The sequence below is a fragment of the Dinoroseobacter sp. S76 genome (assembly GCF_049801095.1).
In the GTDB taxonomy this organism is placed as follows: Bacteria; Pseudomonadota; Alphaproteobacteria; order Rhodobacterales; family Rhodobacteraceae; genus Dinoroseobacter.
The window spans coordinates 1-17,131 of the sequence record NZ_JBNAGH010000009.1; the positions used below are offsets into that span (position 1 = coordinate 1).

14 protein-coding genes are annotated in these 17,131 nt (G+C 63.3%); 11 read left to right on the top strand and 3 right to left on the bottom strand.

Annotated elements, in window-relative coordinates; translation table 11 throughout:
• The 11 genes from acs to infB form a co-directional block, all read left to right on the top strand.
• Window positions 1–1,884 (top strand): acetate--CoA ligase (gene acs / locus ACP153_RS19000; RefSeq protein ID WP_424972590.1); only part of this gene is annotated, 1,884 nt, incomplete at its 5' end.
• Between the two features lie 5 nt (window positions 1,885–1,889).
• Window positions 1,890–2,579, top strand: a complete 690-nt coding sequence (locus ACP153_RS19005; RefSeq protein WP_424972591.1) for an adenylate kinase — start codon at window positions 1,890–1,892, stop codon at window positions 2,577–2,579.
• Between the two features lie 56 nt (window positions 2,580–2,635).
• Entirely contained in the window at window positions 2,636–2,893 is a 258-nt protein-coding gene (locus ACP153_RS19010) for a DUF4212 domain-containing protein (RefSeq protein WP_424972592.1), read from the top strand.
• Between the two features lie 18 nt (window positions 2,894–2,911).
• Window positions 2,912–4,678, top strand: coding sequence for a sodium:solute symporter family protein (locus ACP153_RS19015; protein ID WP_424972593.1), 1,767 nt, complete (start codon window positions 2,912–2,914; stop codon window positions 4,676–4,678).
• Between the two features lie 117 nt (window positions 4,679–4,795).
• The gene (locus tag ACP153_RS19020) at window positions 4,796–6,616 is read left to right on the top strand and encodes a putative nucleotidyltransferase substrate binding domain-containing protein (RefSeq protein ID WP_424972594.1); all 1,821 of its coding nucleotides are present in this window, start codon (window positions 4,796–4,798) and stop codon (window positions 6,614–6,616) included.
• Between the two features lie 12 nt (window positions 6,617–6,628).
• The gene (locus tag ACP153_RS19025) at window positions 6,629–7,144 is read left to right on the top strand and encodes a hypothetical protein (protein WP_424972595.1); all 516 of its coding nucleotides are present in this window, start codon (window positions 6,629–6,631) and stop codon (window positions 7,142–7,144) included.
• A 20-nt stretch (window positions 7,145–7,164) separates the two neighbouring features.
• Window positions 7,165–8,622, top strand: a complete 1,458-nt coding sequence (locus ACP153_RS19030; RefSeq protein WP_424972596.1) for an exonuclease domain-containing protein — start codon at window positions 7,165–7,167, stop codon at window positions 8,620–8,622.
• 162 nt (window positions 8,623–8,784) lie between these two features.
• Window positions 8,785–9,375, top strand: coding sequence for a ribosome maturation factor RimP (rimP, locus tag ACP153_RS19035; protein WP_424972597.1), 591 nt, complete (start codon window positions 8,785–8,787; stop codon window positions 9,373–9,375).
• A 14-nt stretch (window positions 9,376–9,389) separates the two neighbouring features.
• Window positions 9,390–11,024: a transcription termination factor NusA gene (gene nusA, locus ACP153_RS19040; RefSeq protein ID WP_424972598.1), complete on the top strand. Its 1,635-nt coding sequence runs from the start codon at window positions 9,390–9,392 to the stop codon at window positions 11,022–11,024.
• A 20-nt stretch (window positions 11,025–11,044) separates the two neighbouring features.
• Window positions 11,045–11,683 carry an RNA-binding protein gene (locus tag ACP153_RS19045; protein ID WP_424972599.1) on the top strand — a complete coding sequence of 213 codons (639 nt, stop codon included), beginning with the start codon at window positions 11,045–11,047 and terminating at the stop codon, window positions 11,681–11,683.
• Entirely contained in the window at window positions 11,680–14,169 is a 2,490-nt protein-coding gene (gene infB / locus ACP153_RS19050) for a translation initiation factor IF-2 (RefSeq protein WP_424972600.1), read from the top strand. Before ACP153_RS19045 ends, infB begins: the two co-directional genes overlap by 4 nt.
• A gap of 363 nt (window positions 14,170–14,532) precedes the next feature.
• On the opposite strand, the gene ACP153_RS19055 is transcribed toward infB, so the two are convergent.
• The 3 genes from ACP153_RS19055 to ACP153_RS19065 form a co-directional block, all read right to left on the bottom strand.
• Window positions 14,533–14,931, bottom strand: coding sequence for a (deoxy)nucleoside triphosphate pyrophosphohydrolase (locus tag ACP153_RS19055; protein WP_424972601.1), 399 nt, complete (start codon window positions 14,929–14,931; stop codon window positions 14,533–14,535).
• A complete protein-coding gene (gene argJ, locus ACP153_RS19060; protein ID WP_424972672.1) occupies window positions 14,928–16,136 on the bottom strand; it encodes a bifunctional glutamate N-acetyltransferase/amino-acid acetyltransferase ArgJ in 1,209 nt (402 codons plus the stop codon). The genes ACP153_RS19055 and argJ overlap by 4 nt, the downstream gene beginning before the upstream one ends.
• Window positions 16,137–16,258: 122 nt before the next feature.
• Window positions 16,259–17,101 carry a peptidylprolyl isomerase gene (locus tag ACP153_RS19065; protein ID WP_424972602.1) on the bottom strand — a complete coding sequence of 281 codons (843 nt, stop codon included), beginning with the start codon at window positions 17,099–17,101 and terminating at the stop codon, window positions 16,259–16,261.
• Window positions 17,102–17,131: the final 30 nt, after the last annotated feature.

Below are 17,131 nucleotides of genomic sequence, written 5' to 3' on the forward strand. Positions count from 1 at the left end.
GACGCGATGTATGCGTTGTCGGTTTCTGATCCTGAGGGTTTTTGGGGGGAGCATGGTCGGTCTTTGGACTGGATCAAGCCCTACACCAAGGTGAAGGACACGTCCTTTGCCCATGACGATGTGCATGTGAAGTGGTTCGAGGACGGCACGCTGAACGTGGCGGCCAATTGCATCGACCGGCATCTGGCCACGCGCGGCGATCAGACGGCGATCATTTTCGAGCCCGATGATCCCGAGGAGCCGGCCCAGCACATCACCTACAAGGCGCTGCATGCCTCGGTCTGCAAGATGGCCAATGTTCTCGAGGAGATGGGCGTGCGCAAGGGCGACCGGGTCATCCTCTATCTCCCGATGATCCCCGAGGCGGCCTATGCGATGCTCGCCTGCGCGCGGATCGGCGCGATCCATTCGATCGTCTTTGCGGGCTTCTCCCCCGACGCCCTGGCCGCCCGTGTGAACGGCGCCGATGCCAAGGTCGTGGTCACCGCCGATTACGCACCGCGCGGCGGCCGTCAGACCCCGCTCAAATCCAACGCCGATGCGGCTCTGCTGCACACCAAGGACAGCGTCAAGATGCTGGTCGTGAAGCGCACCGGCGGTCAGACCACCTGGGTCGATGGGCGCGATTTCGACTATAACGAGATGGCCATGGAGGCCTCCGACCACCACATGCCCGTCGAGGTCGAGGCCGAGCATCCGCTGTTCATCCTCTACACCTCCGGCTCCACCGGGCAGCCCAAGGGCGTGGTGCACAGCTCGGGTGGCTACCTGCTCTATGCGGCGATGACCCAGAAATACGTCTTCGACGTGCATGAGGGCGATATCTACTGGTGCACCGCCGATGTGGGCTGGGTCACGGGCCACAGCTACATCGTCTATGGCCCGCTCGCCAATGGCGGCACCACGGTGATGTTCGAGGGCGTGCCGACCTATCCGGATGCGTCCCGCTTCTGGGAGGTCTGCGACAAGCACAAGGTCACCCAGTTCTACACCGCCCCCACCGCGATCCGCGCGCTGATGGCGAAGGGGCCGGAATTCGTCGAGAAATGCGATCTGAGCACCCTGAAAGTGCTGGGCACCGTGGGCGAGCCGATCAACCCCGAGGCCTGGAACTGGTATAATGACCATGTGGGCAAGGGCAAATGCCCGATCGTCGACACCTGGTGGCAGACCGAGACCGGTGGTCACCTGCTGACGCCGCTGCCCGGGGCCACGGCCCTGAAGCCCGGCTCGGCCACCACGCCTTTCTTCGGCGTGCAGCCCGTCGTGCTCGAGCCCACCACGGGCGAGGAAATCACCACGACCGAATGCGAGGGCGTGCTCTGCCTCAAGGACAGCTGGCCCGGCCAGATGCGCACGGTTTACGGCGACCATGAGCGCTTCGTGAAGACCTATTTCAGCGACTACAAGGGCTACTACTTCTCGGGCGATGGCTGCCGCCGGGACGCGGATGGCTATTACTGGATCACCGGCCGGGTCGATGACGTGATCAACGTCTCGGGCCACCGGATGGGCACCGCCGAAGTCGAAAGCGCGCTGGTCGCCCATGCCAAGGTGGCCGAGGCCGCCGTGGTCGGCTACCCGCATGAGATCAAGGGCCAGGGCATCTATTGCTACGTGACGCTGATGAACGGCGAAGAGCCCAGCGAGGAGCTCCGCAAGGAGCTGCGCACCTGGGTCCGCACCGAGATCGGCCCGATCGCCGCCCCGGACCTGATCCAATGGGCCCCGGGCCTGCCGAAAACCCGCTCCGGCAAGATCATGCGCCGCATCCTGCGCAAAATCGCCGAAGACGACTTCGGAGCCCTCGGAGACACCTCAACACTCGCAGACCCCTCCGTCGTCGATGACCTCATCGAAAACAGAATGAATAAGCAGGGGTAATCGAGATGGATGGTGCAACTCTGACAACCGCGAAAACCGTCAATGTCATCCTGTTGGGCCCTCCGGGGGCCGGCAAGGGGACCCAGGCCCGGATGCTCGAGGAGAAATTCGGTCTGGTTCAGCTCAGCACGGGCGACCTTCTGCGCGCGGCTGTGGCGGCAGGAACCGAGGCGGGCAAGGAAGCCAAGGCTGTCATGGAATCCGGTGGGCTTGTGTCTGACGAGATCGTTCTGGCGATCCTGAAGGACCGTCTGGCCGAAGACGATGTGAAGGCCGGGGTCATCCTCGACGGCTTCCCGCGCACCACGGCCCAGGCCGAAGCGCTGGACGAGATGCTGGCGGCCTCCGACCAAGGTATTGATGCGGCAATTTCGCTCGCCGTGGATGACGAGGCGATGGTGGAGCGGATCTCTGGCCGTTTCACCTGCGGAAGCTGTGGCGAAGGCTATCACGATACGTTCAAGAAGCCTGCAATTGCAGGCACTTGCGACAAATGCGGCGGCACGGACATGAAGCGTCGTGCCGACGACAACGCTGAGACGGTGCGGGAGCGGCTGAAGGCCTATCACGCCCAGACGGCACCCCTGATCACCTACTACGACAAAAAGCGCAGTTTGACCGAGATCAATGCCATGGCGGCGATCGATGAGGTTGCATCCTCGCTTGAGACTATCGTTAAGCGTGTTTTGGGATAACCCATGGGAGCGCCTCACGCAGGGGCGTCTTCCTGATTTTGGAAAGGGAGAGAGTCGTGTCGGACAATTCTGACAATAGTGGCTACTGGGCGGCCAATATTCGCCTTGTGAAAATCTGCCTCGTAATCTGGGCGCTCGTGTCGTTCGGATTTGGCATTCTACTGCGTCCGTTGCTTTCGGGCATCGCGGTGGGAGGAACAGACCTGGGCTTTTGGTTCGCCCAGCAGGGATCGATCCTCGTATTCCTGGCACTGATCTTCTTCTACGCCTGGCGCATGAACAGCCTCGACAAAGAATACGGCGTCGAAGAGTAATCCGAGGGACACGGAACAATGGATCAGTTTACCCTGAACTTGCTGGTGGTTGGCGCGACCTTTGCGCTTTACATCGGCATCGCGATCTGGGCCCGTGCGGGTTCCACATCTGAGTTTTACGCTGCGGGTCGCGGCGTTCACCCGGTCACCAACGGTATGGCGACAGCGGCGGACTGGATGTCTGCGGCCTCGTTCATCTCGATGGCGGGCCTCATCGCTTTCACCGGCTATGACAACTCCTCCTTCCTGATGGGTTGGACCGGTGGTTATGTGCTTCTGGCGCTGCTGCTGGCTCCGTATCTGCGGAAGTTCGGCAAGTTCACCGTGCCGGAATTCATCGGCGACCGCTTCTACTCCCCGACCGCGCGTCTCGTGGCTGTGATCTGCCTGATCGTTGCCTCCGTGACCTACGTGATCGGCCAGATGACCGGCGTTGGCGTTGCATTCTCCCGCTTCCTCGAAGTGGATGTGGCAACCGGCCTGTTCATCGGTGCGGGCGTTGTGTTCTGCTACGCTGTTCTCGGTGGGATGAAGGGTGTGACCTACACCCAGGTTGCTCAGTACTGCGTGCTGATCACCGCCTACACCATCCCGGCGATCTTCATCTCGCTGCAGCTGACCGGCAACCCGATCCCGGGTCTGGGCCTCTTTGGTGAGCACACCGCCTCCGGTGAGCCGCTGCTGCAGAAGCTGGACCAGGTGGTTCAGGAGCTCGGCTTCGCGTCCTACACGGGCCACCATGCCGACACGCTGAACATGCTGCTCTTCACGATCTCGCTGATGATCGGTACCGCGGGTCTGCCCCACGTGATCATGCGCTTCTTCACCGTCCCGAAAGTGGCCGACGCCCGTTGGTCCGCTGGCTGGACGCTGATCTTCATCGCCCTGCTGTACCTCACGGCTCCGGCGGTTGGCGCCATGGCTCGTCTGAACCTGATCGACACCGTGTACCCGAACGGCACCCAAGCTCAGCCGCTCGAGTATGAAGCACGCCCCGATTGGATGAAGAACTGGGAAGTCACCGGCCTCCTGAAGTTCGAAGACAAGAACGGCGACGGCCAGATCCAGTGGTATAACGACAAGTCCGACGCGTTTGCGGCCACGGCGACTGCCAATGGCTGGCAGGGCTCCGAGCTCAGCGTGAACCGCGACATCCTCGTGCTGGCCAACCCCGAGATCGCTCAGCTTCCGGCATGGGTCATCGCGGTGGTCGCTGCGGGTGGTCTGGCTGCGGCTCTGTCCACGGCGGCGGGTCTGTTGCTCGCAATCTCCTCGGCGGTGTCTCATGACCTCTTCAAGGGTCAGCTGACCCCGAACATGTCGGAGAAAGCCGAACTGCTGACGGCGCGGATCTCGATGGCGGTTGCCATTGGTGTGGCCACCTATCTGGGTCTGAACCCGCCGGGCTTTGCGGCGCAAACCGTGGCTCTGGCCTTCGGTCTGGCGGCTGCATCGCTCTTCCCTGCGCTGATGATGGGTATCTTCTCGAAGACCATCAACAACAAGGGTGCGGTTGCCGGCATGCTGATGGGTCTCGTGACCACGCTGATCTACATCTTCCTGCACAAGGGTTGGTTCTTCATCCCGGGCACCAACAGCTTCTCCGATGCTGATCCGCTTCTGCTGACCATCAAGTCGACCTCGTTCGGCGCGGTTGGTGCGGCTCTGAACTTCGCGACGGCCTACTTCGTGTCCAAAGCGACGGATCCGGTGCCGGACGATATCGTCCAACTCGTCGAAAGCGTGCGCATCCCGAAGGGTGCCGGCGCAGCCGTCGATCACTAAGCTCCTCCCCTGGATGGGACCGGCCCACCCGGTCTCATCCCACCCCAAATCCTTGCGTCCCGGCCTGTTTCAGGTCGGGGCGCATTCTTCCTCAGTTACAGCTGACGAGCGCGCAACATGTTGCAAGACCTGACGAAGATCCAGGCGTTCCTCGCCCATGTACACCCCTATGACAGTCTGACTGAAGCCGAACTGGCCGCCCTTGCGGGCCGTGTCGAGCGGGTCGAGATTGCCGCCGGGGACACGATTTATGCCCTCGGAGAGACCTTGCGCGGCGTCTATGTGATTGCCGCCGGTGAGGTTGCGATTGCCGATGAGACCGGCGCGCAGATCTCTCATCTGGGGGTCCGCAACAGCTTTGGCGAGCGCGGATTGGCGCGCGATGGGCTGGCCGTGACCACCGCCACCGGTGCCAGCGATGCAGAGCTGCTCGTGGTGCCTGCCGAGGTCTATCACGAGCTGATCGAGGCCCATCCGGCCATCGCCAAGTTCTTTGACCGCTCCCGCGGCTCGGATGTCCGCAAGACCGATCTGGCCACGGCCCGGATCTCGGAGCTGATGACCAAGCAGGTCCTCGGGATCACCGCCGATGCCACGATCGAGCGGGCCGCCCATCTGATGCATTCCAAGCGGGTTTCGTCCCTCGCGGTGATGGAGGGCGGGCGTTTGGCCGGGATCCTGACCGTGCGCGACATGACCCGCGTTGTGGCCGATGGCCTCGCCAGCGATGACCCGGTCTCGGACCTGATGGCGCGCGATCCGATCACCCTGTCGCCCGACGCGCTGGGATCGGACGTGCTGCACACCATGCTGGAGCGCAAGATTGGCCATCTGCCCATCACCGACAAAGGCGCTCTGGTCGGCATTGTCACACAGACCGATCTGATCCGGTTTCAGGCGCTTTCCTCGGCGCAGCTCGTCCATGACATTGTCTATGCCAAGACCCCGGCGGAGATTGCGCTGGTCACAAAGCGCCTGCCGGAGCTGCTCGCGCAGCTGGTCGGCGCGGGCAACCCCCATGAGGTGGTGACCCGGCTGATCACGGATATCGCCGATGCAGCCACGCGGCGGCTGCTGAGCCTGGCCGAGGACAGTCTCGGCCCGCCACCCGTCCCCTATCTCTGGCTCGCCTGCGGCAGTCAGGGTCGGCAGGAGCAGACCGGCGTCTCCGATCAGGACAATTGCCTGATCATCGATGATGCCATGACGCCCGGCATGGATGCTTATTTCAAGGCGCTTGCCGAGTTCGTCTGCGATGGCCTGAACGAGGCGGGCTATATCTATTGTCCGGGCGACATGATGGCCACCGCGGATCGCTGGCGTCAGCCGCTCCGGGTGTGGAAGTCCTATTTCCAGAAATGGATCGCCAAGCCCGACAATGAGGCGCAGATGCTGGCCTCGGTCATGTTCGACCTGCGCGGGATCGGCGGAGAGCAGAGCCTGTTCGAGGATCTGCAGGGCGCGACGCTCAAGGCGGCCTCGGCCAACAGCATCTTCGTCACCCATATGATCGCCAACTCGCTGAAGCATACGCCGCCGCTCGGCATGTTCCGCGGGTTTGCCACGATCAAATCCGGCGAGCACAAGAACCAGCTCGACCTCAAGCATAATGGTGTCGTGCCGGTGGTGGATCTGGGCCGGGTCTATGCCCTGCAGGCCCAGCTTACGGCGGTGAACACCCGCGCGCGTCTCGAGGCCGCGAAGGAGAGCGGGGTGATCTCCACCTCCGGGGCGGCGGATCTGCTCGACGCCTATGACCTTATTGCGGAATCCCGGCTTCAGCACCAAGCTCGGCAAGTGCGCGCGGGCGAGAAGCCGGACAATTACATGTCCCCGACCAGCCTCTCGGATTTCGAGCGCAGTCACTTGCGGGACGCCTTTGTGGTGATCCGGACCATGCAATCCGCCGTCGGCTCTGGCCGTGGGGCGGTTACCTAGAGAAAGACGCGGATGTTTCTGGAACTCATAGCGACCTTCGTCATCGGCTTCGGTGTGGCCGGTCTGATCCTGATCGTGAATGCCATGACTGGGCGGCGCCTGCCCGGGGCCGTGCTGCCCGTGGGTGCGGGGCTGGCGATGATCGGTTTCACGATCTGGAGCGAGTATAACTGGTACCCGCGCACGCTGGCGCAACTGCCCGAGGGGATCGAGATCATCTCGACGAACGAGTCCCAGGCAGTCTACCGCCCCTGGACCTATGTCACGCCTTTCGTCGATCGCTTTGCGGCCGTGGACAAGGCCCGGATCCGCCGCAACGAGAATGTGCCGGAGCAGGTCATGGTGCCCGTTGTTTTCATGGGCCGTTGGGCACCCGGCGCCGAGATCCCGGTGGTGGTCGATTGCGTTGAGTCAAGGCGCGCGGATCTCGCCGACGGTATCGAATTTGATGAAGTGGGAGCTTTGGTGAACGCAGACTGGATCGCCGTGGAGGCGGACGATCCCCTGTTGGAGGCTGTGTGCACCTAACGATTTGAAGGGGGAGTGCGATGTTGGAGACACTAAGTTTACGACTGCGCGTGTTTTTGTTTTTTGCCTTTGTGGCCGGGGGGGCCGTATTGGCCGTCGCGGGGGCTCTGTTTCTGGGCTACCGCCAATTGGGCAATGCGGACGCCCTGTCCGCCTTTGTGACGAGCGGCGCGGTGGCGGGGTTCGTGATCCTGTCACTGGTGACCTGGGTCTGGCTGCTCTTTGACGAGAATGTCGCCAAGGCGCTGGAGAACCTCGCCACGGATATGCGCGCCCGGGCCCATGCGGATGTGGAGCGCGATCTCGATCAAGGCTCGGCGAAATATCTGGGCGATCTCGCGCCGGCGGCGGCGGCCGTCACCGCCAATCTCTCTGACATGAAGAACGGGCTGGCGCAGGCCGTGATGCGCGAAACAACGCTGCTCTCGGCGGAGAAGAGCCATCTTGAGGCGCTTCTTTGTGATCTGCCCACGGGTGTCGTGCTCTGCAATGCCCATCATCAAGTGGTCTTCTACAATGGCCGGGCCCGGACCCTGCTGGAGCCCTTGGGCGGGATTGGGCTCGACCGCTCGCTCGCCACGGTGCTCGACGCCGCCCCGGTCGAGGCAGCCTATGCCCAGCTGATCGCGCAGCCCCGGGAGGCCTGCGCCGATATGCGGCTTGAGCTCAACGAGGGGCGGTTGCGTCTGGGCGTGGGCATGCGGCTGGTTGAACCGCTCCCCGATAGCGAGGTCGAGCCCGGCTACATCCTGACCCTGCGCGAGGCGCCTTTGGCCGATGCGCCCTGCGCCGAGCCGATCTCGATCCCGCGGGAGACCGCGTTCGATTTCGACCTGCTCCATGCGCGCCCCTCCCGGGATGTGATGGAGCATCGCCTCGACGATCTGAAATACGTGATCTTCGATACGGAGACGACGGGCCTTTTGCCGGATCGCGGCGATGAGGTCTGTCAGATCGCCGCCTGCCGGGTGGTGAATGGCAAGATGGTCAAGACCGAGGTCTTTGACACGCTGGTCAATCCGAACCGCCCGATCCCGCTCTCGGCGACGAATATCCACGGGATCACCGATGCCATGGTGCAGGACGCGCCGGACTTCCTGACGGCGGGCAAGGCGTTCCACGACTTCTCGGATGGCGCGGTCCTGATCGCCCATAACGCGCCCTTTGACATGGCCTTCTTCTATCGCAAACAGGGCGAGATGGGCGCGCGGTTCGATCACCCGGTGCTCGATACGGTGCTCCTCTCGGCGGTGATCTATGGCCAAACGGCGGAGCATTCGCTGGATGCGATCGCTGACAGGCTGCATGTCACCATCCCCGAAGAGGCGCGGCACACGGCGCTGGGCGATGCCTTGGCCACGACCGAGGTTTTCCTGAAATTCCTGCCGATGCTGCAGGCCAAGGGGATCGAAACCTTTGCCGATCTGCTGACCGAGACCAAGAAACACGGGCGTTTGCTCGAAGATCTCAACGCCTGAGCGTCTCGGGGCTTGTCCCGGAGGGGATTCGAGCGTATATCGCCCTCAACAGCGGCGGCTGCGGGTCCAAACCGAAGCCTCCACCGATCTGATCCGACGGGCCGCAGGGCCCGTTTTTTTGTTTCCAACGACCAGACCTGCCGAGAAAGGCCGACCGATCCTGTGACCGATCTGATTGCCAAAACCACGCTCGATCAGCGCATCGCGGCCATTGTGGCCCCGGTGATCGAGGATATGGGCTATGAGCTTGTGCGCCTGCGGGTGATGAGCGGCAAGACCCGCACCCTGCAGATCATGGCTGAGAAGCCCGAAGGCGGGATCGAGGTCGATGATTGCGCGGCGATCTCGACGGCCGTATCGGCGACCCTCGATGTGGAGGATCCGATCGAGGACAACTACACGCTCGAAGTGAGCTCGCCGGGCATCGACCGCCCGCTGACGCGGCTCAAGGATTTCGACATGTGGCAGGGCTATGAGGCCAAGATCGAGACCACCGAGCTGATCGATGGCCGCCGCCGGTTCAAGGGCAATATTGCCGGGACCGAAGACGGCGAAGTGCTGATCGAGATCGAGGAAGGCACGATCGGCCTGCAATTCGATTGGCTGAGCGACGCCAAACTTGTGCTGACTGACGATTTGATCCGGGATGTCCTCAAAGGCCGCAAGGATGCAGGCCAGGTGGACGAAACCCAGTTTGACGAAATCCAGACCATCATCGACGGCGATGATGAACCACCCGCGAACACCGCGTAAGGGGAGAGAGACGAATGGCAATCACCTCCGCCAACCAGTTGGAGCTTTTGCAGACCGCCGAAGCCGTGGCCCGCGAAAAGATGATCGATCCCGTTCTGGTGATCGAGGCCATGGAAGAGAGCCTCGCCCGGGCGGCCAAGTCCCGCTATGGCTCGGAGATGGACATCCGCGTGTCCATCGACCGCAAGACCGGTGTGGCGACCTTCACCCGCGTCCGCACCGTGGTCGAGGATGAAGAGCTTGAGAACTATCAGGCCGAGCTGACCGTTGAGCAGGCCAAGCCCTATCTCGACGATCCCAAGGTCGGCGACACCATCGTCGATCAGGTGCCGCCCGTGGAGATGGGCCGGATCGCCGCCCAGTCGGCCAAGCAGGTCATCCTGCAGAAGGTCCGCGAAGCCGAGCGGGATCGCCAGTTCGAGGAATTCCAGGACCGCGCGGGCACCATCATCAACGGTGTCGTCAAGCGCGAGGAATACGGCAATGTCATCGTCGATATTGGCCGGGGCGAAGGCGTACTGCGCCGGAACGAGAAGATCGGCCGCGAGAGCTATCGTCCGAATGACCGGATCCGCTGCTTCATCAAAGATGTGCGCCGCGAAGTGCGCGGGCCGCAGATCTTCCTGAGCCGCACCGCGCCGGAATTCATGGCCGAGCTTTTCAAGATGGAAGTGCCCGAGATTTATGACGGCATCATCGACATCAAGGCCGTGGCCCGGGATCCTGGCTCGCGCGCAAAGATCGCCGTGATCTCCTATGACAACTCCATCGACCCGGTCGGGGCCTGTGTCGGTATGCGGGGCTCTCGCGTGCAGGCGGTGGTCAACGAGCTGCAGGGCGAGAAGATCGACATCATCCCGTGGAACGAGGATCAGCCGACCTTCCTCGTGAACGCGCTGCAGCCCGCCGAGGTTTCCAAGGTGGTTTTGGACGAAGATGCCGAGCGGATCGAGGTCGTGGTGCCCGACGAGCAGCTCAGCCTCGCCATTGGTCGCCGGGGTCAGAACGTGCGTCTGGCCTCGCAGCTCACCGGGCTCGACATCGACATCATGACCGAGGCGCAGGAATCCGAGCGCCGTCAGGCCGAGTTCGCCGAGCGCACCAACATGTTCGTCGACGCGCTCGACGTAGATGAGGTGCTGGCGCAGCTTCTGGTCTCCGAAGGCTTCACCTCGCTCGAGGAAGTGGCCTATGTGGATCAGGACGAGCTTCTGGTGATCGACGGGTTCGACGAAGACACCGCCGAAGAGCTCCAGACCCGCGCCCGCGAGTTCATCGAAGAGCAGGCGAAACAGGCCCTGGCCCGCGCCCGCGAACTGGGTGTCGAGGACAGCCTGGTTGACTTCGAAGGCCTGACACCCCAAATGCTGGAAGCTCTGGCCAAGGACGGTGTGAAAACCCTCGAAGACTTCGCGACCTGCGCGGATTGGGAACTGGCCGGCGGCTGGACCACCATCGATGGCGAGCGGGTGAAGGATGACGGTGTCCTCGAGCCCTTCGATGTGTCCCTCGAGGAAGCTCAGCTTCTGGTTATGACCGCCCGGGTCCAGCTCGGCTGGGTCGATCCGGCGGATCTCGAGCCCGAGGAAGAGGAGATCTCCGAAGAGGGTGAGATCGACGGTTCCGCCGAGGAGGAAGCCCAGGCCTGAGCGCAGGCACGGGCGCAGCCATGACCCGGGGTGGGCGACAAAAGGACCGCGCGGCGGAAACGACGCGGAAATGTATCGCCACAGGTGATATCCTGCCCACGGCAGAGCTGGTCCGCTTCGTCGTCGGTCCCGAGGGCGCGGTGGTTCCGGATCTCGCGGGCAAGCTGCCCGGCCGGGGCATGTGGGTGAAGGCAGAGCGCGCGGCTCTGTCCCGCGCGGTGGCCAAGAACCTCTTCCCGCGCGCCGCCAAGGCGCCGGTGAAGACGCCGGACGATCTGGTGGCGCAGGTCGAAGACCAACTTCAGGCGCGTGTGGTGTCGCTCTTGGCGCTCGCGCGGAAGGCCGGACAGGCGATCTGCGGATTCGAGAAGGTTCGCGGCGCCCTGGATACCGGTCAGGCGGTCGTGCTTTTGCAGGCCGCCGACGGCTCTGAACGGGGCAAATCGAAGCTGCGGCCACCAGATGGCCCGGCAAGCTATATCGGCTGGCTGTCGGCCCGGGAATTGGGTTTGGCATTTGGCCGCGATAGTGTGATACATGGCGCCTTAACGGCTGGCGGACTCACAAAGCGTGTTGTAGAGGAAGCCACGCGGCTTGCAGGCGTCCGCGAAAACGATGACGGCGGGTCCGCCGCCGGAAAGGGTACGACAAGCGTATGAGCGATACAGACGGCAAGAAAACACTCGGTCTCCGCAGCGGGTCCCGGACAGGTCAGGTGAAGCAGAGCTTCAGCCATGGCCGGACCAAGAACGTTGTGGTCGAAACCAAGCGCAAGCGCGTTCTGGTGCCGAAGCCGGGTGCGTCTGGGGGCGGCCGCGGCGCCGATCCCAAGAAGCCGGGCGGAGCCACCGATGCGGAGATGGAGCGCCGCCTGCGCGCACTTCGCGCGGCGAAGGCCAACGAGTCCGAAGAAGCCGCGCGTCGCGCCGCCGAGGAAAAGGCACGCGAGGAAGAGCGCGCGCGCCGTCGGGCCGAGATCGAAGCCAAGGAACGCGAAGAGCAGGAGCGCGCCGAGCGGGCTCGCCAGCGTGCCGAGGAAGAAGAGGCTCGCAAGAAAGCCGAAGCGGCTGCAGCGGCCAAGCCCGCAGCCCGGGCGAAATCCAATGATCCGGCGCCTGTCGATCCCGCAGCGGCCCAGGCGGCCGAGGCCGGGCGCGGTGGGGCCAAGCCCTCCTCTGGCGCGCGCAAGGATCGCAATGATCGCGCGCAGCCCCGCAAGGAACAGAAGGGCAAGGGCGATGACCGTCGCCGGTCCGGCAAGCTGACCCTGAACCAGGCGCTCTCGGGCGATGGTGGGCGTCAGAAATCCCTCGCGGCCATGAAGCGCAAGCAGGAACGCGAACGCCGCAAGGCCATGGGCGGGAGCCAGGAACGCGAGAAGGTCGTCCGTGACGTGCAGCTGCCCGAGACCATCGTGGTCCAGGAGCTCGCCAACCGCATGGCCGAGCGTGTGGCCGACGTGGTCAAAGAGCTCATGAAAATGGGCATGATGGTCACGCAGAACCAGTCCATCGACGCCGATACCGCGGAACTCATCATCGAAGAGTTCGGCCATAAGGTCGTGCGCGTCTCTGACGCCGATGTGGAAGACGTGATTGATGCGGTCGAAGATGACGAGGCCGATCTCAAGCCGCGTCCTCCGGTCATCACGGTCATGGGCCATGTCGACCACGGGAAAACCTCGCTGCTCGACGCGATCCGGAATGCCAAGGTGGTTGCGGGCGAAGCTGGCGGGATCACCCAGCATATCGGCGCTTATCAGGTGCAGACCGACGATGGCACGAAGCTGAGTTTCCTCGACACGCCGGGCCACGCGGCCTTTACCTCGATGCGGGCACGCGGTGCGCAGGTGACGGATATCGTCATCCTCGTGGTTGCCGCCGATGACGCGGTGATGCCGCAGACCATCGAGGCCATCAACCACGCCAAGGCGGCGCAGGTTCCGATGATCGTCGCGATCAACAAGATCGACCGTCCCGAGGCCAACCCGGACAAGGTGCGGACCGATCTGCTGCAGCACGAAGTGATCGTCGAGAAGCTCTCGGGCGACGTGCAGGATGTGGAGGTCTCTGCGATCAACGGCACCGGTCTCGACCAGCTGCTGGAATCGATCGCGCTGCAGGCCGAGATCCTCGAGCTGACCGCTAACCCGGATCGTGCCGCCGAAGGTGCCGTGATCGAAGCTCAGCTCGATGTGGGCCGGGGTCCGGTGGCAACCGTTCTGGTGCAGAAGGGCACGCTGAAGCGCGGCGATATCTTCGTTGTGGGTGAGCAGTGGGGCAAGGTCCGCGCGCTGATCAACGACAAGGGCGAGCGCGTGAACGAAGCGGGTCCGTCGGTTCCGGTCGAGGTTCTGGGCCTGAACGGCACACCCGAAGCGGGCGACGTGCTCAACGTGGTTGAGACCGAAGCGCAAGCGCGCGAGATCGCGGAATACCGCGAGAACGCCGCGAAAGAGAAGCGTGCCGCAGCCGGGGCCGCCACGACGCTCGAACAGCTGATGGCGAAAGCCAAGTCCGACGAGAACGTGACCGAGATGCCCATCGTTATGAAGGCCGACGTGCAGGGTTCTGCCGAGGCCATCGTTCAGGCGATGGAGAAGATCGGGAACGACGAGGTGCGCGTGCGCGTGCTCCACTCAGGTGTGGGCGCGATCACGGAATCCGATATCGGTCTGGCCGAAGCCTCGGGCGCGCCGGTCTTCGGCTTCAACGTCCGGGCCAACGCGCCCGCGCGGAACGCGGCCCAGCAAAAGGGCGTGGAGATCCGGTACTACTCGGTGATCTACGACCTCGTGGACGACGTGAAAGCGGCGGCGAGCGGGCTTCTCTCTGCGGAGATCCGCGAGAAGTTCATCGGCTATTCCGAGATCAAGGAGGTCTTCAAGGTCTCCGGCGTCGGCAAGGTCGCGGGCTGTCTCATCACCGATGGTGTTGCACGGCGCTCGGCCGGCGTGCGTCTGTTGCGGGACAATGTGGTTATCCACGAAGGCACGCTCAAGACGCTCAAGCGCTTCAAGGACGAAGTCAAGGAAGTGCAGTCCGGTCAGGAATGCGGCATGGCCTTCGAAAACTATGACGATATCCGCCCCGGCGATGTCATCGAGATCTTCGAGCGCGAAGAGGTCGAGCGCAGCCTCGACTGATCGGCACGGCCCCCGGATCACGGGGGCCCCGTCGCACCAACACGGCATTAAAAAAGGGTGGCTGTTCAGGCCACCCTTTTTCCGTTCTGAATCGCGTAACCGTTAGGCTGCGTGTCCGATCGGCAAACCTTCAAACGTGCGCGTTCCCACACGCACGACAATCCGACCGTTATCCAACGTCTTCACGAAAAGACCTTGGATGGAAACGCAGCTCCCGAGAGTGATGGTACGAAGCATGTGTGTCTCCAGTGTAGTGCCAGACACATATAGCATTCATAACGGTTTGATTCATCTAAAAACTGCCACAAAAACGTTACTAAAATTTCGGCGGCAGGTCACAAATTGGGCGAATTGTTTACGGAGTCACAGCCAATCGCGTAAAATCGGGATAAGTGGGATGTCCGCTGGCGGCATCGGATAGTCGCGCAGCTTGTTCGGTTCGACCCACTTAAGAACCTGATTCTCAACAGGTTTCGGGATGCCATCCCATTTGCGGCAGACAAAAAGAGGCATGAGAAGGTGGAAATCTGCATAGGTATGCGACGCGAAAGTGAGCGGCGCCAAACAACTGTCCCAGGTTTCGATCCCGAGCTCTTCGCGCAACTCCCGAATCAGGCAGTTTTCGGGCGTTTCCCCCGGTTCGACCTTGCCGCCGGGGAACTCCCAGAGCCCTGCCATGGACTTTCCCTCGGGGCGTTGCGCGAGCAGAACCCGTCCATCCGCGTCTACCAGGGCGACCGCAGACACCAGTATGATCTTCATGAGCGATAGTCCGCGTTGATCTCGATATAGCGTTTCGTGAAATCGCAGGTCCACATGGTCGCCGCGCCGCTCCCGAGGCCCAGATCCGTGTGGATCGTGATCTCTTCGCGGCGCATATAGGCGGCGCCGTCTTCCTCGGTATAGCTCGCTGCGACCCAACCGGCCTCGGCCACGAGGATACCGCCAAACCGGATGGTCAGCCGGTCGCGATCCGCCTGCGCGCCGGATTTGCCGACGGCCATGACGATACGGCCCCAATTCGGATCCTCACCAGCCGCGGCTGTCTTGACGAGCGGCGAGTTTGCGATGCTGCGTGCCACGGCCCAGGCATCCGCATCACTCGCGGCACCGGTGACCCGCACTTCGATCAGCTTGGTCGCGCCCTCGCCATCGCGGACGACCTGTTGGGCGAGATCGTGGAAGACAGTGCCAAGCGCCTCGGCAAAGGCCGCGCCTTCGGGACTGTCCGGGTCGGTGATCGGCGGATGACCCGCAGCGCGGGTCGCGGCGCAAATCAGGCTGTCCGAAGTCGAGGTATCGCCATCCACGGTGATCGCATTGAAGCTGCTGGCATTCAGGCGCGACACCAGCGTCTGCAGCGCGGGCTGGGTGATCACTGCATCGGTGAAGACGTAGACGAGCATCGTCGCCATATCGGGCGCGATCATACCAGAGCCCTTGGCGATCCCAGCCACGGTTACCTCGGTCCCGGCGACCTGCGCCGTCGCCGTCGCGGCCTTGGCATAGGTGTCGGTCGTCATGATCGCATGGGCGCTGTCGCGCAGGCCATCGGCACGCAACCCGGCCTTCAGATCCGCGAGCCTGTCCACGATCTTGGAATGGGGCAGGGGCTCGCCGATCACACCCGTCGACGCGGTATAAATCCGTGACACCGGCACTGCGAGGGTCTCGGACAGCGCCTCTGTCACCGCCTCGACCGTGCCGGAGCCCGCGCTGCCGGTGAAGGCATTGGCATTGCCCGCATTCACGAGGATTGCAGCGCCCGCGTCCAGATCCGCACCCGCCGCGAGCTTTGCCTCGCAATCGAGCACGGGGGCTGACCGCGTGGCGGAGCGGGTGAAGACACCCGCCACGACGGAACCGGGCGCAAGCTCCGCCAGCATCACATCATCGCGGTTGCGATACTTGATCCCCGCCGCGCAGGTCGCGAGGCGCAGCCCGGCAATCTCCGGCAGTTCCGGCATGGCGGGCGGCGCGAGCGGAGAGACCACCGGCCCCGCAGGCGCCTCCTGCGCGCGCAGGGCTTTGCGCAGCCGCGCGGACTGGTGCCAGCGCGCGCGGCGAGACGTGTTCCGGCGCATGGGGCTTAGTCCAGAAGACTGGTGTCGCGGATCAGGGCGGGATCGATCTCGACCTCGGAGCGGGTGATATCCGCCGCCGCCACCAGAGAGTCCACGACCTCTTGTGCCGCGGCTTCGCTCAGTTCGCTTTCCAGGTTCTCGCGAACCTCTTCGAGGCTGGGCGCGCCTGCGTCACGCACTTCGTTCAGCCGCACCACGTGCCAGCCAAACTGGGTCTGAACCGGCGGCGAGATGGATTCCGGCTCCAGGGCGAGCACGGCGGCCTCAAAGGGCGGGACCATCATGCCCTTGCCGAACCAGCCAAGGGACCCGCCATTGGGACCCGAAGGGCCGGTGGAGCGGGCTTGCGCCAGCTCGGCGAAATCGGCACCGCTCTCGAGCTCGGCGATCAGTTCCAGCGCCTCTTCCTCGGTGGCAACGAGAATGTGAGACGCGTTATATTCCTTCTCCGGCTCGACGCTTGCGAAGCGTTCGTTATAGGCCGCCTGAAGGGCCTCTTCGGTCACGGCTGCATCAATGGCGCCTTCAATGACCGAGTTGGCCAGCAGGGCCCAACGTTGGCTTTCCACCGACAGCTGCAGGCTCTTTGGCACGCTATCCCCAAGGGATTGCGCGATCGCGGCCTGACGCACCAATTGCTCCAGAAGGCCTGAATACAGCTGATCATCGGGCAGCTGCTGGAACTGCGCGGGCAGGCTATCGGCCACCGCAATCACATGCCCGAGCGTGATCTCTTCCCCGCCGACCGTGGCCAGAACGGTGCTCGCATCCTGGGCCTGAGCCGAGATCGGAAAGAGCAGTGTCATCCCAAGCGCGAGCCGGGCGAGGGGGGTGCTGATGATGTTCACGAAGGCGTCTCCTGTTGCGCACGCGTTAGC